Source organism: Pantoea sp. Acro-807, from assembly GCF_011752675.1.
Classification (GTDB): domain Bacteria; phylum Pseudomonadota; class Gammaproteobacteria; order Enterobacterales; family Enterobacteriaceae; genus Pantoea; species Pantoea eucrina.
Genome location: NZ_VWXE01000008.1, coordinates 95,995 through 121,861, shown reverse-complemented (window position 1 = coordinate 121,861; position 25,867 = coordinate 95,995). Strand labels below are relative to the sequence as shown.

Genomic DNA, 25,867 nt, shown 5'->3' with positions numbered 1-25,867 from the left:
TTATCAGGCTGCAGTCAGCAATGTGCGATCGGGGCCGCTTAGCATCACCGGTTTATCGTTGCGCAGTTTTTCACGATAGTTCCACTGCATCAGCTGCGAGATCCCTGCTCCACACCACATCATATGGTGATCGTGCCGATAAATTGAGGTGGCCGGCAACCCGGTCACATTCTCGGAAATCTCGACCCGGCAGCCCTGCCCGGTCAGGCGAATAGCTTCCAGCCAGATTTCGGTTGCGTCTGTCACGCTGATAGCTTCCAGAAAAACAGGGACAGTTTTACGACGCTCCGATGCACGCATGATACAGCGTGCGTGAAAAACCACGGCATCATGAAAGCGTGATTGCTTTATAACCGAATCTGCGCTGTTATCACTGCGCAACAGCAGGTTCAGCGGCTTCAGATAAGCGTTAACAAAATCATCACCGCTGTAGTCGCTGCCCATCTGTCGCATGCGCGCCTGCAGCGCTAAATCCGAGCTGTCGCGCAGCTGGTCCGTCATCTCTTCCTGCCGGCATTGCCAGCGATTTTGCGGCAGCGGTGACCTGCCCTGCAGAAAGGCGTAAATTTCAGGCAGCGTGCTGCCGGTAGCCGTCAGGTCCAGCACGCTATAGATACGCGTTAGCTGTCCGCTGGTGTATTCACCATTATGCTGTGGCTGGGTAATCAGGCCTGCGCGCTTCCAGTTGCGTAAGGTGGCGGGTAAAAGGCCGGTGAGGTCGCAGATGGCCTCGACAGAATATAAACTCATTACAGGTCCCCCGATATCGGGTGTGGGTCAGTAGCTCAGAACGCTGCCGACGAACCCCTATTGTGCGCTTAGTTATCCGCAATTGATACCGTATTGACATTGATTTGCATAAAACTTGCAGCGTTCTGACTGTAAACCGCAGCGGCAGGAAAAACGCTCTGCCGTACCTTATCGCAGAATACGTTTTTGCTTTGCTGCATCCAGCCAGTCACGAAACTCCACCAGCAGCCAGTCGTAAAGCTGCTCATCGCTGATATTTCCGACATCATCAACCGGAAAAAAATGTGTATTGTCGATCAGGCGATCGGTAAAGGTATCCAGACGCTCCAGCACGCCATAATTATTGCCGCCCAGGCCTAAGAATTTATAAAAAACTGGCAGTGTGGCGGACTCTCTGAGTTTCTCTTTGATAAGGCGTGTTTTATTGATGCCGCCATCGGTAATAAAGACTACATACACCGGTAGTGTGGCGTCGCGATAGGTATTGTTAATCGCTTCCAGTACCGGTGGCTCATTGTTCGTGCCGCCCAGACCCGGCAGGATTTCCCACATCGTCCGCCTGCCGTCGTTGCGAATACGATCGATGTAACCCTCAAGGTTATCCAGTGACACATCCGCGTACTGACGAAATTTTTCGCCAAACGCCCAGACCGGCATGCTGCCGTCATCATCAAACTGCACGGCCAGCGCCGCTACCCGCTCCAGCACCTTCTGCACATTACCGCGCTTAAACTGTGCCGTCATGGAGCCTGACGCATCCAGCACAAAGGCGACCTGCGCTTTAACTTCTGAGAGCCGGTGTTTCTCCAGACTGACGCGGATTGGTTTTGCCAGGCTGACCAGTTGCGGCAGTTTTTCAAGCTTCTTCTCCAGGCTAACTGCGGGTACTGATGCGATCACAGGTTCTGCTACATCCACGCCAAAATGCAGCGCCAGCGGATGAAGGCCTCCATCAAATCCCTGCCCGACCGCTCGCAGTTTCCACTGTTCGTTATGACGATAGAGATGGCAGACAATCAGGGCTTTCTCGCGTCGATCGCCGGGTGCGATATCGTAGCGATGTTCACCACACTGCAGAGTAAGCTGCTGTAAACCCCCTACTGTATCGCTGCCATCGATAACCAGCGTAACAGCAATACGCATGACGGCAGCGGGTAGCGCGTGAAGCTGAATCTGAAAACGCGCCTCTCCGGCATGGCTGTGCATGACAATACTGCGGTTTTCGTTATGCGGCTGGTTGAAAAAAATCATCGACGAATCACCGAGGACTTTTTCATTTGCGCCGAGCAAAAACGCTGAAGCATCAATGTCGCTGCTGAATCCAGGCCTGGTTTTCCAGGTCAGGCAGAGTTCAGGACACGTGCTATTAAGAGCAATATTCTGTCCGGTGGTCAGTTCCATATTTCACTCCCTGTGGGTGGTTAACAGACAAAAAAAAGCCCCTTCACGGGGAAGAGGCTCTTTTGCAGCAGTCCGTTACACGGATACGCCGTGCTGAGCTGCCAGCGCTTTCAGGCCGCCGGCAAAGCCCTGGCCCACCGCTTTAAATTTCCACTCACCGTTGTGACGATAGAGCTCGCCGAAGACCATGGCCGTTTCGGTGCTGGCATCTTCTGACAGATCGTAACGGGCGATTTCGCTGTTGTTGTCTTCGTTAACAATACGGATGTAGGCATTAGAGACCATACCGAAGTTCTGCTTACGCGCTTCCGCATCGTAGATGGTTACCGCAAAAACGGCTTTCTGCACGTCGGCGGGCACGGTAGCCAGCGAAATTTTTACCTGCTCATCGTCACCCTCGCCTTCACCGGTGCGGTTGTCGCCCTGATGCGCGACAGAGCCGTCCGGGCTGGTGGCGTTGTTGAAGAACACGAAGTGCTGATCGGATAACACTTTGCCGTCTGCGCCGACCAGAAAGACCGATGCATCCAGGTCAAACGCCTGACCATCGGTGACGCGTGAGTCCCAGCCCAGACCAGCAATAGCTTTGGTCATGGTTGGGGCTTCTTTGGACAGGTTTACGTTACCGCCTTTTGTCAGATTAACTGCCATGGTGAAATCCTCTTTGCTTGTGGCTGATGCCCGGCCAGACCGGGCAGATAATGGGTATGTAACTGCGGATCAGGACGCGTTGATACCATACTGCGCGCAGACTGAGGCCAGGCCGCCTGCATAGCCCTGACCAACGGCGCGGAATTTCCACTCGCCCGCGTGGCGATAGAGCTCGCCAAACAGCATTGCGGTTTCCGTGCTGGCATCTTCAGACAGATCGTAACGCGCGGCTTCCACGTTGCTGTCGTTGTTGACCAGACGGATAAAGGCGTTTGCCACCTGCCCGAATGACTGGCGGCGGGTTGCGGCATCATGAATGGTGACCACAAAAACAATTTTGGTCACGTCCTGCGGTACGCGGTCCAGTTCAACGATCAGCGATTCGTCATCCCCGTCACCTTCACCGGTACGGTTGTCACCGGTATGGGTCACGGAACCATCAGCCGATTTCAGATTGTTGTAAAAAATGAAGTCGTGATCGCCACGCACTTTGCCTGCATCGGTGAGCAGAAAAGCGGAGGCGTCAAGGTCAAAATCCTGACCGTCAGTGGAGCGGGTATCCCAGCCCAGACCAATTTTCACATTTTTCAGTGAAGGGTCGACTTTTGCCAGGGAGACGTTGCCGCCTTTAGAGAGAGTCACTGCCATGTTATTTTCCTCACGTCGTGCATACGCTGTATGCGGTATTCAATAGCGCGGCTGGGCCGCGCCCTGACTTACTCTGCCTGCTCTTCTTTTTTACCCGGGAACAGCAGGCTCGCGATAATCCCCAGTGCCAGCACGCCCAATACAACATAGAGGCTGGTGGTTGCGCCGATAGCGTAACCGTGATGGAAGAAGTGCTCGGTCGCGTTCAGGCCCAGCTTGAAGGCGATAAAGAACAGCAGCACGATCACCGCTTTTTCCAGATGCACCAGATACTGCTTCAGTCCTTCCAGCACGAAATAGAGTGTACGCAGACCAAGGATAGCGAACATCATGGCGCTGTACACAATCAGCGGCTCGCGGCTGACCGCGATCACGGCCGGCACCGAGTCGAACGCAAACATCACATCTGAAAGTTCAACCACAGCTAAACAGAGCAGCATCGGCGTAGCGTAGCGGGCCGCTTTGCTTACGCGACCTACCTGCACATCCGCGTTCTCCGGCTTAGCGAGTTCAGCATCGACCTCTTTCTGGCTCAGCACAAAGGCGCTGCCTTTGAGTTTTGGCCAGATCGGATAGAAACGTTTCACCATGCGGTAAGCGAAATGCTGAGAGTAATCTTCGATCTCATCATCGTCGTCGCCGCTTTTCAGCATCATCACCGCGGTCCAGCCTACGATAACGGCAAATACCACTTCCACCCACGGACCGAGCGCCAGCAGGCCGGTACCGATGGCAACAAAAACGCCGCGGAATACGATGGCACCGATAATTCCCCAGTAGAGCACGCGGTGACGGTAGTTATTAGGAATGGCAAACCAGGAAAAGATCGCCATCATGACAAACAGGTTGTCTACCGACAGGACTTTTTCCAGCGCATAGCCGGTCACAAACAGGCTGGCCACTTCCGCGCCGTGATGGACATACAGGAAGCCTGCAAAGGCCAGCGCCATCAGGATCCAGAATACTGACCAGCCCGCCGCGCTTTTCAGCGAAATAGGTTTGTCATGCCGGTGCATGAACAGGTCGATAAAAATAGCTCCGACAGAGAGCAGTAAAAACACCGCTACCGTTTCAATCGGAAACCCGATATGGGTCGATTCCATCTATTAGCTCCAGAAAAGTCAGTAACGGTTACAGGCCAAATTCAGCGGGCTGAAAGCCCAGCGCCTGAATAATTTCGCGGGCGTTAGCCTGCTCAGTGGCGTCAAAGTCACCGTCGCTTTTGGCCACGGCAATACCCACCCGGACCGCAAGCTGCGCCTGTTCCGGTTTATTTTTTAAGGCGAGGATATATTTCATTGTCTCACCCTTGCCCACTTCCATATCGAAAGAGAATGAGGTCACCAGCTTTTCAAAAAACTGGATCACCTCATTGGTATCAAAAATACTCAGCTCCGGAGAGGCGCGCAGAAATCCCATCATTTTCTGCTTCTCTTCGCTGCTGACGCCGTCGCTGGCAACAGCAATACGGGCACAGACGGCCACGGTGCCTTCGAGAAAGGCGCGGTTTTTGTAGCGGCTTACCTGTTTTGTCAGCTCGTCGCGGCCGGCGTTAAATTTGTCTTTAAGAGAGTTAAAAAAGCTCATAATTACTCCTGATTACTTGGAACCGGCGCGCCAGTTAAAGCCCCAGCCAAACGCCTGATCGAGTTCCTGATGGCCGCTGAAATAGCGGTTGATACGCTCTACGCGGATTGCGCCGTTGTCGTTAATCAGACGGGCAATCGCACACATGTTTTGCCGGTTGTTGCCTTCAGTAAGCGCGGTTTCCACCGGCGGCTGTCCCGGAACCTGAATGGTCACCATGCCGTCAGTGTTTTCCCAGCTCGGCACACCTTCATAGATAAAGGTAAAGATCAGGACTTCTTTGATCTGCTTCCATTCGCTGCCGTTGATATGGATCCACTCACCGTCGCTGACGGCGCCGGTACGGTCATCGCCCTTCAGCTCAACGAAGGGTTCGCCGCGGAAGCTGCCAAATTTGTTGCCCAGCGCCTGTACGATAGTGCGATAGCCATCTTTCAGCTCCACAAACGCAGCCAGATCAAGGTCAACACCTTTGTTATTGTTAAAGATGCCCTTCAGGAAACCGCCGCCGCTGTTGCCGGCAGCGCGCTGGTTCCAGTTCAGGTTGACGCGGATCTGACCATAGTCATCCTTTTTCGTCAGGCTGATGGAGGGCTTCTCTTTTGTCAGACTGACTTTGCTCAGATTTACGACGGGCTGTGGTGCTGGTGCCGGAGCCGGTGCGGGCGCAGCGCTGCTCTCATCCACTTCTATACCAAAGTGTTCAGCCAGCGGCTGCAGGCCGCCGTTAAAGCCCTGAGAGACAAAGCGGAACTTCCATTCGCCGTTACGACGATAAAGCTCGCCCAGGATCAGCGCAGCCTCACTGCGTCCGGTGGTATCAACATCACACTGCACCAGCACGCTTCCGCCGGCTTCGACCTGAATGGCGAGACGCGCCAGTGACGCAACGGTTTTGCCGGCATCACAGGTGGCGGTAAAGGCTATTTTCTGCACATCGCTTTTCAGCGTTGCCAGATTAACGGTAAACATGGTTTCGTTGCCGGACGCGGAAAGACGCACTGTACTGTCATCATTTTCGCGCTGACCATAAAACACCATGTCCGAATCGCCGCGCACTTTGCCTTTGTCATAGAGACGAAACGCTGAGATATCGACCGGTACGCCAGAGGAGACACGCACCACCAGCGATTGATTAGGTACGGGGGCATTGCCCCCTGGCGTCAGGTTCATCAGTAGAGTACCGCCTGAATATCGGGGATCATGTCCTGAATGGTGCGGGCACGCGAAGCGTTGCCGTGCGCAGTAAAGTTCCACTCGCCGCCGCTGCGGCGCAGTGAAGCTATTACGACCGCCGTATGCGAGCCCTGCTCGGTCAGGGTAAATTTCGCCAGCTCTTTGCCCTGCTGATCAACAACGCGACAGAAGGCATTCGCTACATCGTTGAAGGTTTGCCCGGTAAAGCTGTTTACCGTCAGCACCAGGCTTTCAATGCTGGCTGGCAGACGCGACAGATCGGCTTTGATCACCTCATCATCGCCGTCGCCTTCGCCAGTACGGTTATCGCCGCTGTGGACTATTGAACCATCATTTGAACGAAGCTGGCGGAACCAGACGGTGTCCACCACGCCACCGTGCGCGTCAAGCAGCACGCAGCTGGCATCAAGATCAATGCTATCGCCCCCGCCGAGAAGTTTGCCAAAGAGTCCTTTCTTTTTGGCAGGATCCCAGCCGAGTCCGAACTGAATTTGAGAAATCGCACTGCTGGATTTCGCCAGCGAAATTGTCTGATTCTTACTTAAAGATACCATCACTTCTCCTTAATGAGTGGTTAGCTGCTGCAGTAAAAACGCCGATCAATTTAACAGCTCAGCAATCATAACATGAGTTTTATCCTGCGCAAGAAAACAATCATCATATGATTACTTTCAGTTGTGAATGTAATGTTTTATAAAGAATTATCTATTTTTATTGGTAAGGCGGTAACTGTCATTAATCTGTAAATGAAGCGAGGTGCTTTATTAGTTTATTCAATCATAATATGATTGCCTGAATGTTCTGGCGTTCACCTGACGGCGCCAGCAGGCCCTGCGCTGCAAAAATAAGGAATACAACACGATGAGTCAGCCGGATGCGATCTGGTTTATGGAAGGGGTTTCTTCCCAAAAAGATATTCTTGCGCTGGTGGCGCAGGCGCGACGTGCGGGCCGGCATGATTTCGTGCTGATTGCCTCTCACCGCTCCTCCCGCCCGGAAATTCTGGCGGAAGCAGATGTTGCTTATCTGGAACCTGAGGATGACGGTGCCCTATTCGCTTTTATCCGGCATGTCTGTCAGCAGCACCGGGTACGTGCCATCCACGCCGGCAAACGCGGAGCGTTGCTGGAGCAGCAGCGAACGGCTATTGAAGCGCTGGGTGTCAGGCTGGTAACAGGCGCTCGCGAGCGCGCCACCTTTACGCTCGCTGATAACAAAACCCGTTTTAGCGCGGAGATGAGCGCGCACGGTCTGCCTGCCGTACCTTCAATTGAAGTGCGCACGCCGGATGAGGTAGCGGCTGCGATAGCGCAGGTTGAGGCGCAGGGCCATCGACCCTGTATCAAACCGGTGCACGGCATCTATGGCATGGGGTTCTGGGTGCTGCGACGCGATGCGCATACCCTGAGCTTTTTTAACAACCCGGACAGCCGCCAGATCCATCCTGACGTGCTTATTGAGAGCCTGCGTCGTGCACAGCAGGCCGGTGAGTCGCTGCCGCTGCAGATTGTCATGCCCTGGCTTGCAGGTCCGGAACGCTCGGTAGATATGCTGGTGGAGAATGGCCGGGTCATTGCAGCCGTCGCCCGGCGCAAAGAGGGCTCAGTACAGGTTTTTGAACAGGAGACGCCCGCCTGGCGCCTGGCAGTTGCCTGTGCAGAGACGCTGCATGTGGATGGCCTGATTAATGTCCAGACCCGCAACGATGCTGAAGGCCATCCGGTGCTGCTGGAGGCTAACCTGCGTCCTTCTGGCGGTATCGGTTATACCGCGTTCAGCGGGATTAACCTGCCCGGCCTGTTTGCACTGCGTCAGCTGGAACTGATTTCCGCAGCGGACGCCATTGCGCAGCGTGCCGCGTTTAATCCGGTGCAGGTCATCCCGACCAATGCCGTTCAGCCTCTGCCACAGTGTGACCCTGTCACATGGTCTGCCAGCCCGGATGAGGAGTGCCGCTGATGACCGCTGCCTTACAGATCTATCAGCGCGAGCTGCCTGGCGGCACGCTGCGTGTAGAAACGACGAGCGAGACGCCACTGGAGACGCTGTTTGATATTGCCGCACGCCGCAATCCCAAACGGGCATTCCTTTTTGTCAGCAAAATACTGGGACGTCATATCCCGGTCAGTCCGGCCATCATGCGCGCCAGTTATGAGACGCTGGCAGCAAAACTGCCGCATGACCTTCCGGGGCCGGTGCTGTTTATCGGTATGGCCGAAACCGCCGTGGGTCTCGCCGCTGGCGTATTCCGCGCGGCCAGAGAGCAGATCGCTGAGCCGGTGTTCCTCACCAGCACCCGTCATCCGGTAGAAGGTGATTTGCTGTGTGAATTTAAAGAGGATCACAGTCACGCCACCGATCACCTTATCTATCTTCCGGCTGACGCTACGCTGCGCCGCCGTGCGCTGCAGGCGCGTACGCTGGTACTGATTGATGATGAAGCGACCACAGGCAATACGTTTCTGAATCTGCTGCAGGCGCTGCGCGAAGCGGGTCTGCAGGCGGTGACGCGTGTGGTCACCGTCACGCTCACCGACTGGAGCGGTGATGCCGTGCGTCATCACTGTCCGCTGCCGGTGGAGCCGGTTTCACTGGTTGCGGGCCGGTGGCACTGGACCCCACGCGCAGGGGCACCGGTACCGGTAATGCCTGCGGTAAACGTGACGGCGAAGGGCGCAGTGGCCCTCTCCGCCCGTCAGGACTGGGGACGGCTGGGGATGGCGGACGCTCACTGCCGCTTTGCAGACGATATGCACTCTGAGCCGGGCGAACGTATTCTGGTTCTGGGATCGGGAGAATTTATCTGGCCACCTTTTCTGCTGGCAGAGCGTCTGGAGCAGCAGGGTGCCTGCGTGCGCTTTGGTTCACTGACGCGCTCGCCGATCTCAGAAGGTCTGGCGATTAGCTCCATACTCGCTTTCAGCGATAACTACGGTCTTGGCATGCCAAATTTTGTCTATAACGTGGCGCATCAGCAGTTTGATCGGGTGATTATCTGTGTTGAAACGCCCGCGGAGGCTGTCTGTCCCACCCTGCTGGCAGGATTACAGCAGACGGCCCCCCGCATTGAGGTGATCGCTTATGAATAAGCCGGTTGTGCTGTGCGATCTGGATGACACGCTGTTCCAGACGAAAAGAAAAATGCTGACCGAAACCCTGCAGATCCCGGTTGAAGTGGGCGCCTACGATCGTGAGCTGCAGCCGCGCAGCTTTATGTCGCAGGAGCAGTCGATGCTGGTCTCCTGGCTGCTGCAGAGCGCAGAGCTGATCCCGGTGACCGCGCGCGGTACGGAAGAGACGGCGCGCGTGGCGCTGCCTTTTACATCCTGGAAAGTCATGACGCACGGCGCGGTTATCGCGTCACCTGACGGCAGCCTTAACCGCATCTGGCAGGATCGTATTATCAGCGAGCTGTCAGCCATGCGGGCACAGCTGGTTAGCTATCGCCAGCAGCTGAGCGATGCGCTGGATCGCGCTGGCCTTAATGCCTGGTGCCGCATGAACTATGAGTATGATGGTGTCCCGATCTATTTTGTGATGAAACATCGCGACAGCACGCAGATTGCCGAACTCTATGCGTTCAATGCGCAGATGCAGCAGCAGCTCGATACGCGGGGCTTTTATATCCATGCCAATGGCAACAATATCGCCTGGATCCCTGACTGCATTCAGAAGGGGCATGCGGTGGCGTGGCTGTTGCAGCAGCTGCGCGACACGCGTGGCCCGTTCCCGGTAATGGGGCTGGGCGATAGCCTCAGCGATTTCAGCTTTATGCAGCACTGTGACTGGTTTGGCATGCCCGCCCGCAGCCAGTTTACTGACGCCATCCGCCGCCATATTTTTGACAAGGCCGACGCCCATGAAAAACCCTGAATTACAGCAGCTGCATGGCACCTACCTGCCCTCGGACGTGCAGTTTTTGCTGAATCCGGTTCAGCTTGAGATGACGCCGGTCGATGAGAAAGAGCGCCTGATCCAGTCCGGCCAGAAGCACTATTCCGAGATGCTGAGCCAGGAGCCGGCGCCGTCTGCGGCGCATCTGGAGATATTTAACTGCGCGCTGGAGATGGGCAGCGCCCGGCTTGCACGTGACGTTGTGACGCTGGCTAAAGGGCTGATAGCTCAGGCCGCCGGGCAACCTGTGATTCTGGTTAGCCTGGTACGGGCCGGCGTGCCACCTGGCGTGATGCTGCAGCGCGCACTGCGCGATATGGGCGTGGTATCGCATCACTACGGTATCAGTATTATCCGCGATCGCGGCATTGATGAAACCGCGCTGAGCCTGATTGAGGCGAAGCACGGCACAGAGGGCATCGTATTTGTGGATGGCTGGACCGGTAAGGGTGCCATCACCGGCCAGCTGATTGAGAGCCTGCGCGACCGGCCCGGCTACCCGCCGCTGCCGCGACTGGCGGTGCTGGCCGATCCGGCGGGCAGCGCCTGGCTTGCCGCCTCCGATGACGACTGGCTGATCCCGTTTGGCATTATGGGCGCGCCGGTTTCCGGCATGGTGTCACGTTCCCTGTGGAGCGCCTCTGGCCTGCACGGCTGCGTGCTGTGCGATCATCTGCTGGCGTATGACTGCAGTCTGCGCATGGTGGACACAGTAGACCGGTTCCGGCAGCAGCTGGATACGGCACAGATTGCTGCAGCGGTGCCTTACGCTACCCACCTTCGCAACCAGCAGGCGATTGCTCAGGCAGTGATTAATCAGCTGGCGGCGCAGTATCATATTCTTAACCGCAACCGTATCAAACCCGGCATTGCCGAAGCCACGCGCGCGGTGCTGCGCCGCGTGCCCGATCACGTCCTGGTCCGCAGTAAAACCGATCCGGATGTCGCCCTGCTGATGCATCTGGCCGCGCAAAAAGATATTCAGGTAAAAGAGATGGGCGATACGCTGGGGCAGTATCGTGCCGTAACCATTATCAGGAAGGTGTCGTGATATGAGCCTGCCACTCTCCCCCTGGATGCTGGGTGCCACGCTCTATATGCCTGCCACCCGCGGCGATCTGGCTGACGTGATCCTGCATGGAAAGATCCCCCAGCTGCGTTCGCTGGTGATCTGCCTGGAGGACGCCGTCAGCGAGCGGGATGTGACTCTGGCGCGGGATAACCTGCAGACTTTACTGCGCCAGCTTCAGCAGCAAACCCCCACGCACACCCCGCCGCTGGTGTTTATCCGGCCGCGCGATGAAGCCATGGCTGCCGCGTTGCTGCACGATAGCGAATTGTCTGGTATCGACGGGTTTGTTTTACCGAAGTTTAATCAGGCTAACGTACTCTCCTGGTGGCGTCTGCTGGCGCCAACGTCGCTGCTGCTGATGCCGACACTGGAAACGCGCGATGTTTTTGACAGTACCGCGATGCAACAGCTGGCAAGCCTGCTGGAACAGCACCCGTGCCGCGAGCGTATCCTGGCTCTGCGCATTGGCGGCAACGACCTGATGTCGGTTCTGGGACTGCGGCGCTCGCGCCACCTTACGCTCTATGAGGGGCCGCTGGGTTACGTGGTGAAAATGCTGGTGGCGACCTTTGCGTCGCGCGGGTTTGCGCTAACGGCCCCGGTGTGTGAACGCATCGAAGATGTGGCGCTGCTGGAGCGTGAGCTGGCGCTGGATGTGGCGCACGGGCTGGTCGGGAAAACGGCTATCCATCCGGCGCAGCTGGAGATCATTCAGCGCGGTCTGATGGCGGAGCAGAGCGACTACGAAGATGCGCTGCGCATCATGAATTCAGAACAGGCAGTATTTAAATCGCAGGGCGCAATGTGCGAACCTGCCACGCATCGCAACTGGGCTGCTGCTATGCTGGAGCGGTCTGCACACTGCGGTATTGTCAGCGCGTATACCGGCGCGGTTTACGCCCAGCGTCAGTGATCGCTATCTTTACTCTTTTAACGGTGTGCTATGCCTCTGAGCGCAAAACAGTACAGACAGTATCAGCTGGTCGCCTTGCTGAGCACGGGTAAACCCGTAGAAAAGGCGCTTTTACTGCAGCAAATGGCGTGCTCTGAGCCGACGTTTGTGCGCGATTTACGTGAAATCCGCACCAGCTATCAGGCAGAGATCAGGTTTAATAAATCCGCCGGTAACTATCAGATGACCGGCGCCGGATCGCTGACGCCTAAAATCGTTAAAATGATGCGTGAAAGTCTTGCGTTACATGACAGCGCGGGTGCAGGACAGAATCTCTCTGCGTCAGTGATACTCGACAAAGAGGCCAAAAAGTCGGTTTCTCTCTCCCTGCGCCTGTCGGTATTACGTAAAATTCAGCTTTACGCTAACCGCCATAATCTTAATCGCAGTCAGGTGATTGAGTGGCTGGTTGAACAGAATCTGGGTAAGGGAGGCAAGAAGTCTTAACGCACGGAAGTCAGGCCATTTGCTGAACAGTCCGGCGTTTTTCAGCCGGCCTGAGTCAGCCTGAAAACAGTAAAAAGCGAACAGCAAGTTACCCGCCAGATTGATAACCACTTCTGAACAGATTGTGGCTGATGTATGATGCCTGCCTGATTTCTGCCGCCTGCTCAGAACCGACTCTATGCGAAAAAACTCACTCAACGCTTCAGGCTCTTCACTGCTAAAAACCTCGCTCGGAAAAAGCATGATGCTGTTTCTGGTATTGATTAGCCTGTTTGTGGTGGCAATCAACGCCTGGTCGCTGTGGAACTCCTGGCAGCAGATCATGAGTGAGAAGAAAGATGATGCGCGCAATCTCTCTGTATCGCTGGCCAAACATGCTGAAGATTCGTTTCTGCAGGTTGAGATCACCTTAGCCGATGCGGTCAGGCAGTTGCGTCAGCGCGGCAATGAGTACGCGGCGACGCCGGCGTTTTTGCACCAGCTCAAAGAGCAGCAGAGTAAACTGCCGCAGCTGCATGGCCTGTTTGTCTATGATACTGACGGACACTGGATCGCCTCATCCGGTAACTTTGTGCCGACCAATGCCAGCAATGCCGATCGCGCCTACTTTTTATGGCACCGCAATCACAATGACACCAATCTGCTTATCAGCCGCGTTATCCGCAGCCGCTCTACCGGCGATCTGGTTATCCCGGTTTCAGTACGCCTGAACGACAGTCAGGGGAACTTTGCCGGTGTGGCGCTCGCCACGGTGCGCGTGGACTATTTCCGCCAGTATTACAGCTACTATGCGCTGGGCGATAAAGATACGCTGGGCCTCATTCTTGCTGACGCATCGGCCCTCTATATTCGCCCTTTCCCGGACGCCTATATTGGCAGAATGCTCTCCGCCAGCCCGCTGTTTAAAACTGAACTCAAATCTGCGTCCAGCGGCAACGCGACCTGGCGCTCCTCTCTTGATGGCATCGTGCGCGTTTACGGCTATGCGCGTCTGGAGCGCTATCCGCTGATTGTTACCGCCGGGTATGACCTTGCCGCAATACGCAAAGCGTGGCTTACCGGTAACCTGATTAATCTGCTGCTCAACCTGACGCTTCTGTTTGCCATTGCCGGCATGGGGCTTCTGGTGCTTCGCCAGGTAGGAACTAACGTCAGAAATCAGATTGAGCTGACCTTTGTGCGGGATGAACTTACCAGCATTAACCATACGCTGCAATCGCTGGCACTGGTGGATGGTCTGACCGGGCTGGCCAACCGGCGACAGTTTGACGCCCTGCTCGACCAGGTGCTGCTGAAGTCATATAAAAGCGGCGATCCGGTGGCGCTGATCATGATCGATGTCGACTGTTTCAAGCATTATAACGATACTTACGGTCACGTTGCTGGCGATGAATGCCTGCAGGATGTGGCGCAGGCCCTGAAGAGCTGCGTGCATTATCATGGCGACGTTGTGGCGCGCTACGGTGGCGAAGAGTTCGCCATCATTCTGCCGAACACCGACTTTTCAGAAGCGCAAATTGTCGCCGGACAGGCGGTTAAGGCCGTAAGAGAGCTGGGGATTGCCCATGAGAGCAGCCTGGTCGCCGCAGGCGTGGTAACCGTGAGCGCAGGCTACTATTCACTGGTCTCTGCCGGGGAAGCGTCAGAAGCGGAACAGCTCAGACGCGAAGCGGACCAGGCGCTTTACCAGGCGAAACGCAGCGGCCGCGATCGGGCGTGCGGGCCGGTCTGACAGCGCTGAGCCAGGTAAAGAACCGTCAGATTCTGGCAAGTGGTTAATGCTCTGTCCAGACTTAGCCTGTTATTGCCAAAAAGGGGCCGGCTTATGCCTTCTGCATCGCGATTACGCTTCACCCTCAACGTTGTGCTGTTTACCCTGGCGCTGAACGGTGCGGCGCAGGCTGCCCGCCAGCCAGAACCGCTGTTTCAGACGCTGCAGCCAGCGCAGAATTCGCTGGAGAATTATCGCTGGCATAAGCGGCTGCTTGTGATCTTCGCCCCTTCTGACCGCGATACGGATTTCATACGGCAAATGGCGCTGTTGCAACAGCAGCAGGATGCGCTCAGGGAGCGTGATATCGTGGTGCTGAGCGATGTCCGCCCGGCGGACGGCGGCGCGCTGCGTGCGCAGCTTAATCCTGCCGGATTTGAAATTGTGCTGGTGGGTAAAGATGGTGGCATGAAACTGCGCGAGACCCGGCCGGTAAGCGCGGAGGCCCTGCTCTCACTGATTGACCGTATGCCGATGCGTCAGGCAGGCCAGAATTAGCGTAATAAAAAAGCGGGGCACTCAGGCCCCGCTCTGTTTACCGCTGCATATGCAGGATCACTCTTCCGGAAGGGCGTAAACCACAACCTGATCGCCGACCTGATCTTTCAGAATCGTATTACCACCCGCCACAAAGGCGACATACTGACGCCCTTTATACTCATAGACAGACGGGTTAGCAACGGCAGGTGCTTCTACCTGATCGGCCCACAGCTCTTCACCTGTGTCCACGGAGTAGGCGCGGACTTTGGCATCCATTGAGGCACCGATAAAGATCACGCCGCCTGCGGTGACTGCCGGACCACCAATCGTCGGTGAGCCCCAGCTTTCCGGCATAAAGAAGCCGTACTGCTGCGAAGCACCGACCGGACGACGCCACTTCACGTCACCGGTATGCATATCGATCGCCACGATTTCGCCAAACGGCGGCTGCCAGCACGGCATGCCCAGCCAGTTGTTTGCGACCATCAGACGCAGACCATACGGGGCACCTTCCTGAGGTGCAAAACCGCTTTCATTGCCCGAGCCGTTATCCGCTTTCTCATAATCTTCACGGCTGTAGAGCTTGATATACTGCACAATGTGCGAGGTGTTGACGATAGCGATCTGCTTCTGCGGATCGAACGCCACGCCACCCCACTGTACGCCGCCAGCGCTGTCAGGATAGGTCAGCACACCTTCGCCTTTGGTTGTAGGCGGCGAATACATGCCATCGTAGCTCAGCTTGTCCCACAGGCGGGAACACTGACCTGCTCCTACGATGTCAGCCAGCTTCCAGATAGCCGGCTTTTTCGACTGATCCAGCAGCGGAGCGGGTTTGGTCGGGAAAGGCTGCGTAGGGGCCAGTTTTTCACCCTGTACTGAACCATCGCCCTGCGGCACCGGGCGCTCTTCAATTGGCCAGACATCTTCACCGGTCAGGCGATTTACCACAAACAGGAAGCCCTGCTTGGTGGCCTGAACCAGCGCCGGGATCTGCTTACCATTTACGGTAATGTCCATCAGCGTCGGCGCAGAGTTGATATCGTAATCCCACACATCGTGATGCACCCACTGGCGCGACCAGACAACTTTACCGGTTTTGATATCCAGCGCGGTCGTTGAGGTACCCAGCGGAATAGACTCCGTGCGGTTGCCGCCCCAGTAGTTAGGCGATGGGGATGAAACAGGCAGATAGACCAGACCGTTGGCCTCATCTGCTGACATGTGAGTCCAGACGTTGGCGGTACCGGTGCGGGCGCGAACGTTTTCCGGAATCGCTTCAAAGGTCCATTCCAGCTTGCCGGTCTGGGCGTTTACGGTAAAGACCGTGCCTGGAGGGGCTTCTGCATATGCCCAGTCTTTACCTGCCCAGCCAATCATTAAATGATCGCCCACAACCGTAGGCGGCTGCAGAATAGAGAGCGGATACTTCGCGTTAACGGTATTCCACTGATCGATGTCTAACACGCCTTTATTGGCAAAGTTTTCGCACGGTTTGCCGGAGTCGGCATCCAGCGCCCAGAGCTTAGCGTCAACGGTGCCCATATAAACAATCTTCTGACACGCTTCGCCTGCTACCGGATTTTTAGCCTGCCAGTATGACACGCCGCGGTTTTTCAGGACCGGTTGCGTCAGTGCTTTACGCGGTGATTTGGTATCGTAATGCCACTTCTCTTTACCGGTACCCGGATCGAGCGCAATTAACCGATCGAACGGCGTGCCGACGTAAATAGTCTCATTGGCAAAAATTGGCGTAGCGGACCAGACCGTGGCAGGCGTATCCCCTTTTCCGTCTGAGACATCACCGGTATGAAACTCCCAGATCTTCTTCAGTTTGCTGACGTTTTCCGTCGTGATCTGCTTCAGCGGGCTATATTTCTGTGCGTTCAGCTGACCGTGAAAGCTGTCCCAGGTTGCGCCTGCCGGCACCAGTGGTGTAGCCGGGTTAGCAGCGGATTCCACTTTCTGTCCATCAAGCTTGCCGGTGGATGCATCATCGGTGGTTTTTGTGGTTCCCGCATCCTGCTGATCGGCAGCATCCACATCCAGTTTTTGACGCGCGCCCATCGACGCTTCGGTGGCTTTATCTTCTGCGTGCAGTGAAAATGAACTCACCAGCAGCGCAAGTGCCGTCATACTGACTTTCATCAGCGGCGAATAGTTAGTGTTTTGCACAGGTGACTCCTCAGACTCTGACGCGTTGGGCATGGCGCCCTGTTTGTTTACTCAGCGCGATAAGCCCAATCAGGCCGACCACCATGGCTGCAGTAATGATGTACTGGTGCAGCAGCGCAGCGGAGAAGCCGATACCAAACAGCACCGCCAGCGTCACAACGATCCAGAAAACGCGCGCGCCGCCGGTGCTGCCGCGCAACAGCAGAGTCAGCAGCGCCAGTACCACGCTGGCAATAGCCACACCGAGTGCACCGATGGTGCCGGTTACGCCGGTCAGCGGCGTGAGCCAGGCCCAGAGCGCTACGCCAAAGCCAATAACGGCTGCGATGAGCAGCAATATGCTGCCCAGCCGTGAAGATTGAGAATGCAACATAGCAGGAGATCCCCCTGTTGAAAGACGTCATGTAAACCCACAGGCCGTGCGCAACGCTGAGCACAATAGCCTGCAAAAAAAGATAGCGCCGCTGCCGGATCGGGAGCCAGCAGCTGGTTTATCTAACGCAGTGAGTATAGATGAAGGAAAATAAAGTGCTCAGGTAAACAGGAGATAAATTAGCGCTGAGGCTTAGCTTAATTAATGCAAGATACACCATGCAGGATATTTTAATTTTTTTCTTACAAGCTGCGCGCCCTTAATTGCCCTGATTTGATTCAGGAGTAAATAAAGATAATCGGCCTGAAATTATGGCATGATAGCAGTCATTGTTTTTTATTAAATGGCTAACAGCATTGCTGTCGTGCATATCATATGCTGTTGCTTATGGGGCAGCGTCAGGCACGCAATGACAGGTGCTATTTCCGAAGAAAAGGCTCTAAATTAGCGGCGTTAAATGATTGCAGGAGTATTTGGTGGCGGGTAAGAAAAAAGACAGATCGTCGATGTTTAAATAATTTGATTCTATAAAACACCTAAAATCAATGACATAAATTTAACTTCATCTGAATGTTACTTGTTATTATTTGTCATGTAATGAGTTCACAACAATTTTATATCTTTACGCTTTCTTTAATAACATATCACATAATATATGCGCGGTTTCACTTATTAAATATATTTATTTTAAATATCAGGGCTGGTGATAGCTATGCCTGCAGATGAAAACATATTATTTATAAATTAATTATAATGTAAAGCATGAGCATAAAAATCTTTGTCAGAGATTTTATATGCTCATATCGTATGGCATTATTTTGGAAATTTATAGCCTGCCGGACGAGTTGTATCCGCTCTGGAGCGGTTCAGAAAAGCCCTGATTCTGCATTTATCCGCCGCTTCCGGTTTCACTTTCACAGGCACGGTACAGACGTGAAGCCTGTCGCGGCTATCTATCCTGACTTCAAACAGCATGCGATCGTTGTCGGGCACAGGCAAATAGATCACCCGTTCCTGCATTAACTTTGCCTTCAGTTCAGGGGTTAAATAGCCTGAATGCATCAGGGAATTGGCAAAAGACTCAAGTAACTCACCGCCATTAAATGCCGGTTCAGCCATAACAGACTCCTTCTTATCGCATCGGTGATTGTTTTTTCACTACGCCCTGAAGCACGTCGACAGGATAATTGTCAACGCAAAACAGAAGTGTCGCCTTCGGTGCGAAACAGAGATTTCATGCTTTGATTCAGAGAATGCGTTTGACCGCCTCGCTATATACTTCCGAGCGTTCTCTTTTCCCAACAGAAATCACGAAGACAACAACTTTCTCGTCTATAACCTAGTATACAAGGCGATAGCCTGAAGACCGGAGCTTAATCTTGTAACAGTCAGGCATACCACGGAGCTTGTTCGCTTCAATCCGGGGTGACTCAAGTACTTCAGCCAACTTCTTTTTCAACTGTTCACGTACCGTCGAGCCCAGCTTTCGCCATTCCTTTAGTGCCCGCTCGTCAAAATCCAGTAAATACGCCATCAGAGCTCATCCAGCGTCACGCGTACTGGCTTAGGATTGCGAAGACGCTCTTTCACTATCTCCACGAGTTCAGCGTCTTCATCACTAAGGAGTGTCTGTTTGAACGGCAAACGTTCATTTTCAGCGATATATTCAAGCATGAGGCGAAGCGCTTCAGAGGGAGTAATACCCATTTTTTCAAGCGCGGCGTAAGAACGCGCTTTAAGTTCATCGTCAATACGCAGGTTTATGCTACCCATGTCTTACACCTCTTGTAATTACAAATGTCATTACAATTATTGCACTACAACATGCTTAGGGCAAGTCACGATGGACGTCAGAAAAGTAGCTGTAAGAACGCCGATCACAATCCGCTTTGTGCCAGAAGCGGACATTGTCAGTTCAACTGGTGCGAAGAGAGGGCTCTTCGAATATCTAAAATAACCTTAGTAAAAACAGTAACTGTCTCTTTGATCATGAGAAATTCCCCAGAAAATCGCCAGGGAACATTACAGCTTAGCGTTAACATCGACAGGATAAATATAGCGTATAACCGTCACGCTTTTTGATTGGGTTTCCTGATGCATGATCCCGGACAAATTAAATATGCATATCGGCGCAACAGAGATGTTTTTATAAATTCATATAATACCCATTATATGAGGTTACTTTCATGGCGCTATTCACGTTAAGATAAGTGTCAGAGAATGCAGCCGATCGGGCTCAGCGAGCCGGCCAAATCGTTCAAAATTCAGGCGTCGCTACGTCGATTCTGCAAATACTTGCGGGGTAATTCCTCTGCAGAAATCGCGTAGCGCTGCCGTTAATCTGAGCAGAAAGAGTATATATGAGTGAAATAATTCCGGTTGCAGGCCTTATCGCTGCCGCCGATGAAGAGATAACGCAGCGGCTGAAAGAGTTTGTCAGTGATAAAGATGCTTTTTCTGACAACACGTGGCGTCAGCTGCTGAGCGTGATGCGTAGCTGCAGCCGCTGGGCTACTGAGCATGGCCGCTCATTTTTACCCATGTCTCCTGCCTGCCTGCGGGATTATCTGCTCTGGCTGCAGAGCAGCGGCAGAGCCTCTTCAACTATTGCAACGCACGCCGCGCTGATCTCTATGTTACACCGTAACGCCGGTCTGATGCCGCCTAACAGCGCCCCGCAGGTGTTTCGCGCTATCAAAAAAATCAACCGCACGGCGGTGATTCAGGGGGAACGCGCGGGTCAGGCGGTACCGTTTCGCATAACAGATTTGCTGACGCTGGATAGACTCTGGTCAGCGTCAGAGCGCCTTCAGCAGGTGCGCGATCTCGCTTTTCTGCACGTTGCTTACGCCACGCTGCTGCGTATCAGTGAAGTGGGCCGGTTACGCGTCAGAGATATCACGCGCGCGGCTGACGGACGCATTATCCTTGATGTGGGCTGGACTAAAACTATTGTGATGACCGGCGGCCTGATTAAAGCACTGGGGGATCTCTCTTCAGAGCGGCTTACGACGTGGCTGCAACTTTCCGGCCTGATTAATGAGCCTGATGCTTATCTTTTTGGCCCGGTTCATCGTACTAACCGCGCCGCAGTCGCGAGCGTAAAACCGCTGTCAACGCGCGCGCTGGAAGATATCTTTGTTCGCGCCTGGCAGCAGGCAGGGCCGGGCAAAGACGCCGCCCCTAATAAAAATCGCTATCGCGGCTGGAGTGGCCACAGTACCCGCGTAGGAGCCGCTATCGATATGGCGGCGAAAAAGTACAGTACTGCGCAGATCATGCAGGAAGGAACGTGGAAAAAGCCGGAAACGGTTATGCGCTATATTCGTCACATCGATGCACATGATGGCGCAATGGTTAATTTTATGGATAACCACTTTTCACGGTAAGTTTTTTAGCGCGATGACTGACTACACTGGCAGAGCCACTATCAGCACAATATAAAATGGAGAAGACGTGATGAAAAAGTTCATACTTGGTGCGCTGTTAATGCTGCCTGCCGCTGGCACAATGGCAGCAGACTGCGACAAGGCTGAAACACAGATGGAAATGAATGCGTGTGCGGCAGATGCGTACAGTGTCGCTGATAAAGCGCTGAACAGCAGCTATCGTCAGGTGCTGAAGCGGATGAGCGGCGATCAGAAAACGCTGCTTCAGACTGCGCAGCGGCGCTGGATAGCTTATCGCGATGCCGACTGCGATTTTATGACCTCCTCCACGCGCGGCGGCTCGATTCATCCTATGCTGATATCGCAATGCCTGCAGAACAAAACGGAGCAGCGAACCAAAGAGTTGCAGTCGCTGCTTAACTGCGAAGAGGGCGATCTCAGCTGCCCGCGCTAAGAAATAGTTACTTACGGTTGAAAACCGATCCCGCCTGAAGTTCTGGTCTGTCATGCCGATAATGTAGCAACAGGCATATGACGCTATACATCTCCTGTTTGCTGCTATCGGCAGCGTTCTGACAAAAAAAACGCCTGTCTGAGTTAATTCGCTCGGGCAGGTATGCAGGACCTTTCTTCCGGCGACAGGCTATCTGTCTGACTGAACGTGTCCCCACTCTGCTGTGTCAAGCCGGCCACAGCATTCACAACAGGGGACTGACATTGCAACCCACACCTGACGCCGAAGCGGCGCGCCTTGAGGCGCTGGCACAGTATCAGCTGATGAATACGCCACCTTCTGACGCGCTGGACCGCCTTACCATGCTGGCAGCGCGGCTCTTTCGCGTACCCGTGGCGTTTATTTCGCTGATTGACAGTGAGCGGCAGTTTTTTAAATCGCGTCACGGACTCTCAATCTGCGAAACCTCACGCAGCGTCGCGTTTTGTCATTTTACCCTTGAACAGGACGATGTACTCTGCGTGCCGGACACCTGTCTGGACGCCCGTTTCAGCCAGAACCCGCTGGTGCTGGGGTATCCCCATATTCGCTTCTATGCCGGTATTCCACTTACTACTCCGGGTGGCCACCGCATTGGCACCGTCTGCCTGATCGATACGCAGCCGCGCGCCGCGCTGAACGCAACCGATCGCCGGCATCTGGCCGCTATCGCCTCGCTGGTTATGGACCAGCTGGAAGTGCATCGTCTGGAACTGCTGCGGCATAGCAGTCAGCAGCGGCTGGAGGCGATCTCTTCAACCTCCTCTGATGCCATCATTTGCACCGATATCCGGCAGGGGGTCATATTCTGGAACCCCGCCGCGACCCGGCTGTTTGGCTATAGTGCGCAGGAGATGCTGGGTGAATATGTCGCGAATCTGGTTTCAGAACGCTCACAGACCGCCTACCGTCAGGAGCTGGCGCGCATGATGGCCGATCGGTCAGTTATCTCACAGCCGCGCCGGGTGCAAATCTGGGCCATGCGGCGCAGCGGGCAGGCGTTTCCGGCAGAGGTCTCGTTCTCCGGCTGGCAGGAAGATCGCGAGCGCCTGGTCGGCATGATCATCCGCGATGTTACCGATCGTCATGAAAGTGAAGCGCGGCTGTGTGAACTTGCGTCACTCGATATGCTCACGCGGCTGGCCAGCCGCAGTGCATTTATGGATCAGCTGGAGCAGCTGACGCGGGCGGACGTTCCGTTCACGCTGCTGATGGTCGACCTCGATGGCTTTAAAGAGGTCAACGATATGCTGGGGCATGCGGCGGGCGATGCGCTGCTGTGCCACGTCGCCGGACAAATCCGCACGGTCTGCGCTCAGGCAATCATGGCTGCCCGGCTTGGCGGGGATGAGTTCGTGATTCTGCTGCCCGGAGATAGCCAGGCCGCGCAGCAGACCGCACTACAGCTGATAGAGGCGGTGCAGAGTCCCTTTAGCTACCAGGAGACGCCGGTGGTGGTAGGTGCCAGCCTGGGTATCGCTTCCTGGCCGCAGCATGGTCGCGATGCGTCGGCGATGATGTCTGCTGCCGATCTGGCACTCTACCAGGCGAAAGCAGCCGGTAAAGGCTGCAGCGTAGAGTTCGTCCCCGCGTTTCTTGAGGCGGAGCAGCAGCGACGTCGCTTTGAGCGCGAGCTGGAGGTCGCAGTGCGGCAGCACCAGTTTGTGCTCTATTATCAGCCACAGTTTGATGCAACAAGCCATGCGCTTACCGGCTGCGAAGCGCTGCTGCGCTGGCAGCATCCGACGCGCGGCCTGCTGCTGCCTGAGGCATTTATCGGCATGCTGATGAAAAGCTCGCTCTCGATAACGCTGGGTGAATGGGTGCTGCGCAGCGCGCTGCAGCAGGTCATGCTGTGGCAAAAGCGGCATCCGGCGCTGCGCGTCAGCATTAACCTGTTTCCCCGCCAGCTGGATGATATCCGGCTGGACAAATTACTGCGGGAACTCACCGGCAGCGATGCCAGTTTTGTTGATCTGGAAGTGGATGAGTCGATGCTGACAGCGCTGGTACAGGAAGTGCCGGCGCGCCTGAACGCTATCAGACAAACCGGCGCCAGTTTTATTATCGATCACTATGGCCGCGCGCTGGGTGCCATCAGTTTGCTGCAGCATGAATTTGTCACCGGCCTGAAGCTGGATAAGTCACTGACAGCGCAGCTGACAGAGAGTGGCCGCATCCGCATGATGTTCAGCGCGCTGGCGACGCTGGGAAAAAGCCTGCAGCTCAGGGTGCTGGCTGAAGGGGTGGAAAACAGCGCGCAGCGTATGCTGGTTAACCAGGCAGAATGCGATACGATTCAGGGGCATGCGCTGGGCGAACCGCTGAGTCCGGATGCCTTTCAGCAGCTGCTGCCCGGCAGCGCGGAGGCTCTGTGCTAATCGATTCTGCTGATGATGAGAGCCTGCGCCGTCGTGCCTTACAGGCGCTGCGCGAACCGGATGAGTGTCGTGACGATGTACTGGGTAAATTTGCCCGGCTGGCCAGTCAGGTGCTGGGGATCCCGGGATGTTTTGTTTCAGTACTGGATGAGCGCGATCAATATATCCGGGCGGCGCGCAATTTTACGCTGAAGCAGACCACGCGCGAAGAGTCGCTCTGCCGCTATGTGGTTGATGATGACAGCCCGATGGTCATCCCGGACACCTGGCTTGACGCCCGTTTTGTCACGCATCGCTTTGTCACCGGCTCCCCCTGGATCCGCTTCTACGCCGGCGTGCCGCTGAAAAATCGTGAAGGTATTGTCTTTGGTACCCTCTGCGTTACCGACGTTGAGCCGCACCCCTTCGGTACGGAGCAGCTGGAGACGCTCCGGCTGCTGGCAAATCTGGTGATCTCCTTCCTGGAGGCGTGGCACGCAGCCGGCTTCACCGACCCGGTTACCGGCCTGCCAAACCGGCAGCGGCTGATCCGCGATCTGCAGCATCTTGCCACGTCTGGCGATATTACGCCCCGGCGTCTGGTGCTGATTGAGTGTGTCGATATGCCGCGCGCCTGGGAGCTGGCGCGTTCAATGGGCGTCGGCCCGGTGGAAAGCCTGCTGAAAGATGTCGCCACGCTGCTGCCGCTGCGCCTGCGCCCGTCGCTGGGCGAACTGCTTTATACGGTCGCAACCGGACGGTTCGCGCTGCTCACCCGCACCAGCAGCCGCCTGAGCGCGGAGTGGATTGCCGGGCGGATGGAAGGAATAAGCGCTGATTTAGGCGAAGGGCTTTCCGTCGCGCTGACCACCCATACCGGTCAGGCAGATTTTACCGCTGGCTGCTTTAGCGGCAGTGAAATTCTGCGCCGAGCGGTCAGCGCGCTGCATGAAGCTATCGGGCGTAACCTGCCTTCCGTGGCATACAGCGCGTCAGCAGAGGTGCAGCACAGCCGCGACTATACCCTGATGCATGAGTTCGCCGCCGCGCTGCGCAGCGAAGGCGGGCTTTATCTGGTTTATCAGCCAAAAATATGTCTGCAAACCGGCGCGCCGATTGGTCTGGAGGCGCTGATCCGCTGGCGTCATCCGGTTCATGGCGAGCTCTCTCCGGTGGCATTTGTCCCGCTGGCGGAGCAGACCGAGCTGCTGCAGGCGATGACCACGTGGGTCATTGACCAGACAATTGCGCGAATGGCGCGACTGCGCAATCACTGTACGCAGCTGCCCGTTACGGTCAATGTCAGCCTCAACGATTTTGCGCGTGAGGAGTTTGCCGCCGTGCTGGAGGAGCAGATGCAGCGCCACCGCCTGCCGACTTCTCTGCTGGGTATTGAGTGTCTGGAAACCGAACGCATTATCGAAAGCCCGATGGCAATGGCCGGGCTGATGCGGCTGAAACAACGCGGCTTTGGCATTTCGCTGGATGATTTTGGCACCGGCTACAGCAACATCAGCTATCTGCGGCGTATGCCGCTGGATGTCATCAAGCTCGATCGCTCTCTGATCAGCGATCTCTCTTCAGATATGGCATCGCGTATCATCGCCCGCAGTATTATCAGCATGCTGAAAGAGCTGGACTATGTGGTACTGGCAGAAGGGGTCGAGAATGCGGAAACCGTCGATACTCTGACGGAGTATGGCTGCGATCAGGCACAGGGATACTTCTATGCCAGGCCCATGGCCGATCGGGAACTGGATGCGTGGCTGCTGTGGAAACTGCGTGAACAGTGCCGCTGAGCGAACTGCGCATGATTGGAGAGTAAGCGAAAACTCGCGTTAAGGGGTTTTAGCAATGCGGCCACAAAAAGCTATGTAACAAACAAGGATCTCAGAGAGATCCTTTTTTCGGTAAAAATATTGCCTGTTTCATTGACAGCTGTTTGTCATAGTCGGGGAAATATTCGGTATATCTTCACGACTGCTATCCGGATAAGTTGCTGTCAGATTTCCTGGATGATCTGGTGGGTTTAATACAACAACTTTCATAAGATGAATAACAGGTTCAATAGCTATATGCTGTGTATTGCTCAGGTTAACCATGTTATCGATGTGATTAGCAACCATAGGGAAGAAATCTGTATTCAGAACCAATATTTTTTCGCTGAACACCTTCGCCCGACCGGTCCTGTAGCCGTCACTGGCACGAGCCACCACCCTCCTCGGCA

Annotated in this window: 25 protein-coding genes and 2 pseudogenes; 13 read left to right on the top strand and 14 right to left on the bottom strand. The window is 55.1% G+C overall.

From position 1 onward, the window contains the following. Nucleotides 1-3: 3 nt before the first annotated feature. The 8 genes from F3J39_RS16285 to F3J39_RS16250 form a co-directional block, all read right to left on the bottom strand. Nucleotides 4-750, bottom strand: coding sequence for a MerR family transcriptional regulator (locus F3J39_RS16285; protein ID WP_065648024.1), 747 nt, complete (start codon nucleotides 748-750; stop codon nucleotides 4-6). 168 nt (nucleotides 751-918) lie between these two features. Then, complete coding sequence (locus F3J39_RS16280) at nucleotides 919-2,151, bottom strand: VWA domain-containing protein (RefSeq protein ID WP_166714428.1); 1,233 nt, start codon at nucleotides 2,149-2,151, stop codon at nucleotides 919-921. Nucleotides 2,152-2,226: 75 nt separating this feature from the next. Further along, nucleotides 2,227-2,802, bottom strand: coding sequence for a TerD family protein (locus F3J39_RS16275; RefSeq protein ID WP_040113372.1), 576 nt, complete (start codon nucleotides 2,800-2,802; stop codon nucleotides 2,227-2,229). Nucleotides 2,803-2,871: 69 nt separating this feature from the next. Beyond that, nucleotides 2,872-3,450 carry a TerD family protein gene (locus F3J39_RS16270; RefSeq protein ID WP_040113371.1) on the bottom strand — a complete coding sequence of 193 codons (579 nt, stop codon included), beginning with the start codon at nucleotides 3,448-3,450 and terminating at the stop codon, nucleotides 2,872-2,874. Between the two features lie 68 nt (nucleotides 3,451-3,518). Further along, on the bottom strand, nucleotides 3,519-4,553 hold the full coding sequence (locus tag F3J39_RS16265) for a TerC/Alx family metal homeostasis membrane protein (protein WP_065648022.1): 1,035 nt from the start codon (nucleotides 4,551-4,553) through the stop codon (nucleotides 3,519-3,521). A 28-nt stretch (nucleotides 4,554-4,581) separates the two neighbouring features. Continuing rightward, a complete protein-coding gene (locus tag F3J39_RS16260) occupies nucleotides 4,582-5,037 on the bottom strand; it encodes a tellurite resistance TerB family protein (RefSeq protein ID WP_065648021.1) in 456 nt (151 codons plus the stop codon). 12 nt (nucleotides 5,038-5,049) lie between these two features. Then, nucleotides 5,050-6,210 carry a TerD family protein gene (locus F3J39_RS16255; RefSeq protein WP_166714427.1) on the bottom strand — a complete coding sequence of 387 codons (1,161 nt, stop codon included), beginning with the start codon at nucleotides 6,208-6,210 and terminating at the stop codon, nucleotides 5,050-5,052. After that, nucleotides 6,210-6,788 (bottom strand): TerD family protein, encoded by a 579-nt coding sequence (locus F3J39_RS16250; protein ID WP_094111573.1) that lies wholly within the window; start codon nucleotides 6,786-6,788, stop codon nucleotides 6,210-6,212. The genes F3J39_RS16255 and F3J39_RS16250 overlap by 1 nt, the downstream gene beginning before the upstream one ends. A 307-nt stretch (nucleotides 6,789-7,095) precedes the next feature. On the opposite strand from F3J39_RS16250, the gene F3J39_RS16245 reads away from it, so the two are divergent. The 8 genes from F3J39_RS16245 to F3J39_RS16210 all read left to right on the top strand — a co-directional run bounded on the left by F3J39_RS16245 (nucleotide 7,096) and on the right by F3J39_RS16210 (nucleotide 14,868). Continuing rightward, a complete protein-coding gene (locus tag F3J39_RS16245) occupies nucleotides 7,096-8,193 on the top strand; it encodes an ATP-grasp domain-containing protein (RefSeq protein WP_065648018.1) in 1,098 nt (365 codons plus the stop codon). Beyond that, entirely contained in the window at nucleotides 8,193-9,323 is a 1,131-nt protein-coding gene (locus tag F3J39_RS16240) for a phosphoribosyltransferase domain-containing protein (protein WP_150034969.1), read from the top strand. Before F3J39_RS16245 ends, F3J39_RS16240 begins: the two co-directional genes overlap by 1 nt. Beyond that, complete coding sequence (locus tag F3J39_RS16235; RefSeq protein WP_166714426.1) at nucleotides 9,316-10,107, top strand: hypothetical protein; 792 nt, start codon at nucleotides 9,316-9,318, stop codon at nucleotides 10,105-10,107. Before F3J39_RS16240 ends, F3J39_RS16235 begins: the two co-directional genes overlap by 8 nt. After that, the gene (locus tag F3J39_RS16230) at nucleotides 10,094-11,179 is read left to right on the top strand and encodes a cysteine protease StiP family protein (RefSeq protein WP_166714425.1); all 1,086 of its coding nucleotides are present in this window, start codon (nucleotides 10,094-10,096) and stop codon (nucleotides 11,177-11,179) included. The genes F3J39_RS16235 and F3J39_RS16230 overlap by 14 nt, the downstream gene beginning before the upstream one ends. 1 nt (nucleotide 11,180) lies before the next feature. Then, on the top strand, nucleotides 11,181-12,113 hold the full coding sequence (locus F3J39_RS16225) for an HpcH/HpaI aldolase/citrate lyase family protein (RefSeq protein ID WP_065648015.1): 933 nt from the start codon (nucleotides 11,181-11,183) through the stop codon (nucleotides 12,111-12,113). Between the two features lie 30 nt (nucleotides 12,114-12,143). Further along, nucleotides 12,144-12,599: a hypothetical protein gene (locus F3J39_RS16220; protein WP_065648014.1), complete on the top strand. Its 456-nt coding sequence runs from the start codon at nucleotides 12,144-12,146 to the stop codon at nucleotides 12,597-12,599. Between the two features lie 178 nt (nucleotides 12,600-12,777). Then, nucleotides 12,778-14,331: a sensor domain-containing diguanylate cyclase gene (locus F3J39_RS16215; RefSeq protein ID WP_233207455.1), complete on the top strand. Its 1,554-nt coding sequence runs from the start codon at nucleotides 12,778-12,780 to the stop codon at nucleotides 14,329-14,331. Between the two features lie 93 nt (nucleotides 14,332-14,424). Further along, entirely contained in the window at nucleotides 14,425-14,868 is a 444-nt protein-coding gene (locus tag F3J39_RS16210) for a DUF4174 domain-containing protein (RefSeq protein ID WP_104085941.1), read from the top strand. 57 nt (nucleotides 14,869-14,925) lie between these two features. Here the strand turns inward: F3J39_RS16210 and F3J39_RS16205 are convergent, their stop codons facing one another. The 5 genes and pseudogenes from F3J39_RS16205 to relB form a co-directional block, all read right to left on the bottom strand. Beyond that, on the bottom strand, nucleotides 14,926-17,025 hold the full coding sequence (locus F3J39_RS16205) for a pyrroloquinoline quinone-dependent dehydrogenase (protein ID WP_065648012.1): 2,100 nt from the start codon (nucleotides 17,023-17,025) through the stop codon (nucleotides 14,926-14,928). 10 nt (nucleotides 17,026-17,035) lie between these two features. Further along, entirely contained in the window at nucleotides 17,036-17,398 is a 363-nt protein-coding gene (locus F3J39_RS16200) for a hypothetical protein (protein ID WP_065648011.1), read from the bottom strand. Nucleotides 17,399-18,211: 813 nt separating this feature from the next. Then, entirely contained in the window at nucleotides 18,212-18,517 is a 306-nt protein-coding gene (locus F3J39_RS16195) for a hypothetical protein (protein WP_065648010.1), read from the bottom strand. A 127-nt stretch (nucleotides 18,518-18,644) separates the two neighbouring features. Then, nucleotides 18,645-18,932, bottom strand: a pseudogene (gene relE, locus F3J39_RS16190) (type II toxin-antitoxin system mRNA interferase RelE). Then, on the bottom strand, nucleotides 18,932-19,171 hold the full coding sequence (gene relB, locus F3J39_RS16185; protein ID WP_065648009.1) for a type II toxin-antitoxin system antitoxin RelB: 240 nt from the start codon (nucleotides 19,169-19,171) through the stop codon (nucleotides 18,932-18,934). Before relB ends, relE begins: the two are co-directional and overlap by 1 nt. Before the next feature lie 24 nt (nucleotides 19,172-19,195). Between relB and F3J39_RS18885 the strand changes: the two are divergent. The 5 genes and pseudogenes from F3J39_RS18885 to F3J39_RS16165 all read left to right on the top strand — a co-directional run. Further along, nucleotides 19,196-19,307: pseudogene (locus tag F3J39_RS18885) on the top strand (hypothetical protein); the annotation flags it as partial. Between the two features lie 451 nt (nucleotides 19,308-19,758). Further along, a complete protein-coding gene (locus F3J39_RS16180; protein WP_104085940.1) occupies nucleotides 19,759-20,787 on the top strand; it encodes a tyrosine-type recombinase/integrase in 1,029 nt (342 codons plus the stop codon). A 70-nt stretch (nucleotides 20,788-20,857) separates the two neighbouring features. Further along, nucleotides 20,858-21,241 (top strand): lysozyme inhibitor LprI family protein, encoded by a 384-nt coding sequence (locus F3J39_RS16175; RefSeq protein ID WP_104085939.1) that lies wholly within the window; start codon nucleotides 20,858-20,860, stop codon nucleotides 21,239-21,241. A gap of 323 nt (nucleotides 21,242-21,564) precedes the next feature. Next, nucleotides 21,565-23,661, top strand: a complete 2,097-nt coding sequence (locus F3J39_RS16170; protein WP_166714441.1) for an EAL domain-containing protein — start codon at nucleotides 21,565-21,567, stop codon at nucleotides 23,659-23,661. Beyond that, complete coding sequence (locus F3J39_RS16165) at nucleotides 23,655-25,439, top strand: EAL domain-containing protein (protein WP_233207454.1); 1,785 nt, start codon at nucleotides 23,655-23,657, stop codon at nucleotides 25,437-25,439. Before F3J39_RS16170 ends, F3J39_RS16165 begins: the two co-directional genes overlap by 7 nt. Before the next feature lie 129 nt (nucleotides 25,440-25,568). Here the strand turns inward: F3J39_RS16165 and F3J39_RS16160 are convergent, their stop codons facing one another. Continuing rightward, on the bottom strand, nucleotides 25,569-25,853 hold the full coding sequence (locus tag F3J39_RS16160) for a hypothetical protein (protein ID WP_146065239.1): 285 nt from the start codon (nucleotides 25,851-25,853) through the stop codon (nucleotides 25,569-25,571). Nucleotides 25,854-25,867 lie beyond the last annotated feature (14 nt).

Coding starts and splice junctions, on each gene's coding strand:
- F3J39_RS16270 (WP_040113371.1), bottom strand. CDS start 3,450: ATGGCAGTGACTCTCTCTAAAGGCGGCAACGTCTCCCTGGCAAAAGTC.
- F3J39_RS16215 (WP_233207455.1), top strand. CDS start 12,778: ATGCGAAAAAACTCACTCAACGCTTCAGGCTCTTCACTGCTAAAAACC.
- F3J39_RS16255 (WP_166714427.1), bottom strand. CDS start 6,210: ATGAACCTGACGCCAGGGGGCAATGCCCCCGTACCTAATCAATCGCTG.
- relB (WP_065648009.1), bottom strand. CDS start 19,171: ATGGGTAGCATAAACCTGCGTATTGACGATGAACTTAAAGCGCGTTCT.
- F3J39_RS16275 (WP_040113372.1), bottom strand. CDS start 2,802: ATGGCAGTTAATCTGACAAAAGGCGGTAACGTAAACCTGTCCAAAGAA.
- F3J39_RS16240 (WP_150034969.1), top strand. CDS start 8,193: ATGACCGCTGCCTTACAGATCTATCAGCGCGAGCTGCCTGGCGGCACG.
- F3J39_RS16220 (WP_065648014.1), top strand. CDS start 12,144: ATGCCTCTGAGCGCAAAACAGTACAGACAGTATCAGCTGGTCGCCTTG.
- F3J39_RS16180 (WP_104085940.1), top strand. CDS start 19,759: ATGAGTGAAATAATTCCGGTTGCAGGCCTTATCGCTGCCGCCGATGAA.
- F3J39_RS16175 (WP_104085939.1), top strand. CDS start 20,858: ATGAAAAAGTTCATACTTGGTGCGCTGTTAATGCTGCCTGCCGCTGGC.
- F3J39_RS16170 (WP_166714441.1), top strand. CDS start 21,565: ATGAATACGCCACCTTCTGACGCGCTGGACCGCCTTACCATGCTGGCA.
- F3J39_RS16285 (WP_065648024.1), bottom strand. CDS start 750: ATGAGTTTATATTCTGTCGAGGCCATCTGCGACCTCACCGGCCTTTTA.
- F3J39_RS16195 (WP_065648010.1), bottom strand. CDS start 18,517: ATGGCTGAACCGGCATTTAATGGCGGTGAGTTACTTGAGTCTTTTGCC.
- F3J39_RS16260 (WP_065648021.1), bottom strand. CDS start 5,037: ATGAGCTTTTTTAACTCTCTTAAAGACAAATTTAACGCCGGCCGCGAC.
- F3J39_RS16210 (WP_104085941.1), top strand. CDS start 14,425: ATGCCTTCTGCATCGCGATTACGCTTCACCCTCAACGTTGTGCTGTTT.
- F3J39_RS16280 (WP_166714428.1), bottom strand. CDS start 2,151: ATGGAACTGACCACCGGACAGAATATTGCTCTTAATAGCACGTGTCCT.
- F3J39_RS16225 (WP_065648015.1), top strand. CDS start 11,181: ATGAGCCTGCCACTCTCCCCCTGGATGCTGGGTGCCACGCTCTATATG.
- F3J39_RS16200 (WP_065648011.1), bottom strand. CDS start 17,398: ATGTTGCATTCTCAATCTTCACGGCTGGGCAGCATATTGCTGCTCATC.
- F3J39_RS16245 (WP_065648018.1), top strand. CDS start 7,096: ATGAGTCAGCCGGATGCGATCTGGTTTATGGAAGGGGTTTCTTCCCAA.
- F3J39_RS16235 (WP_166714426.1), top strand. CDS start 9,316: ATGAATAAGCCGGTTGTGCTGTGCGATCTGGATGACACGCTGTTCCAG.
- F3J39_RS16230 (WP_166714425.1), top strand. CDS start 10,094: ATGAAAAACCCTGAATTACAGCAGCTGCATGGCACCTACCTGCCCTCG.
- F3J39_RS16250 (WP_094111573.1), bottom strand. CDS start 6,788: ATGGTATCTTTAAGTAAGAATCAGACAATTTCGCTGGCGAAATCCAGC.
- F3J39_RS16265 (WP_065648022.1), bottom strand. CDS start 4,553: ATGGAATCGACCCATATCGGGTTTCCGATTGAAACGGTAGCGGTGTTT.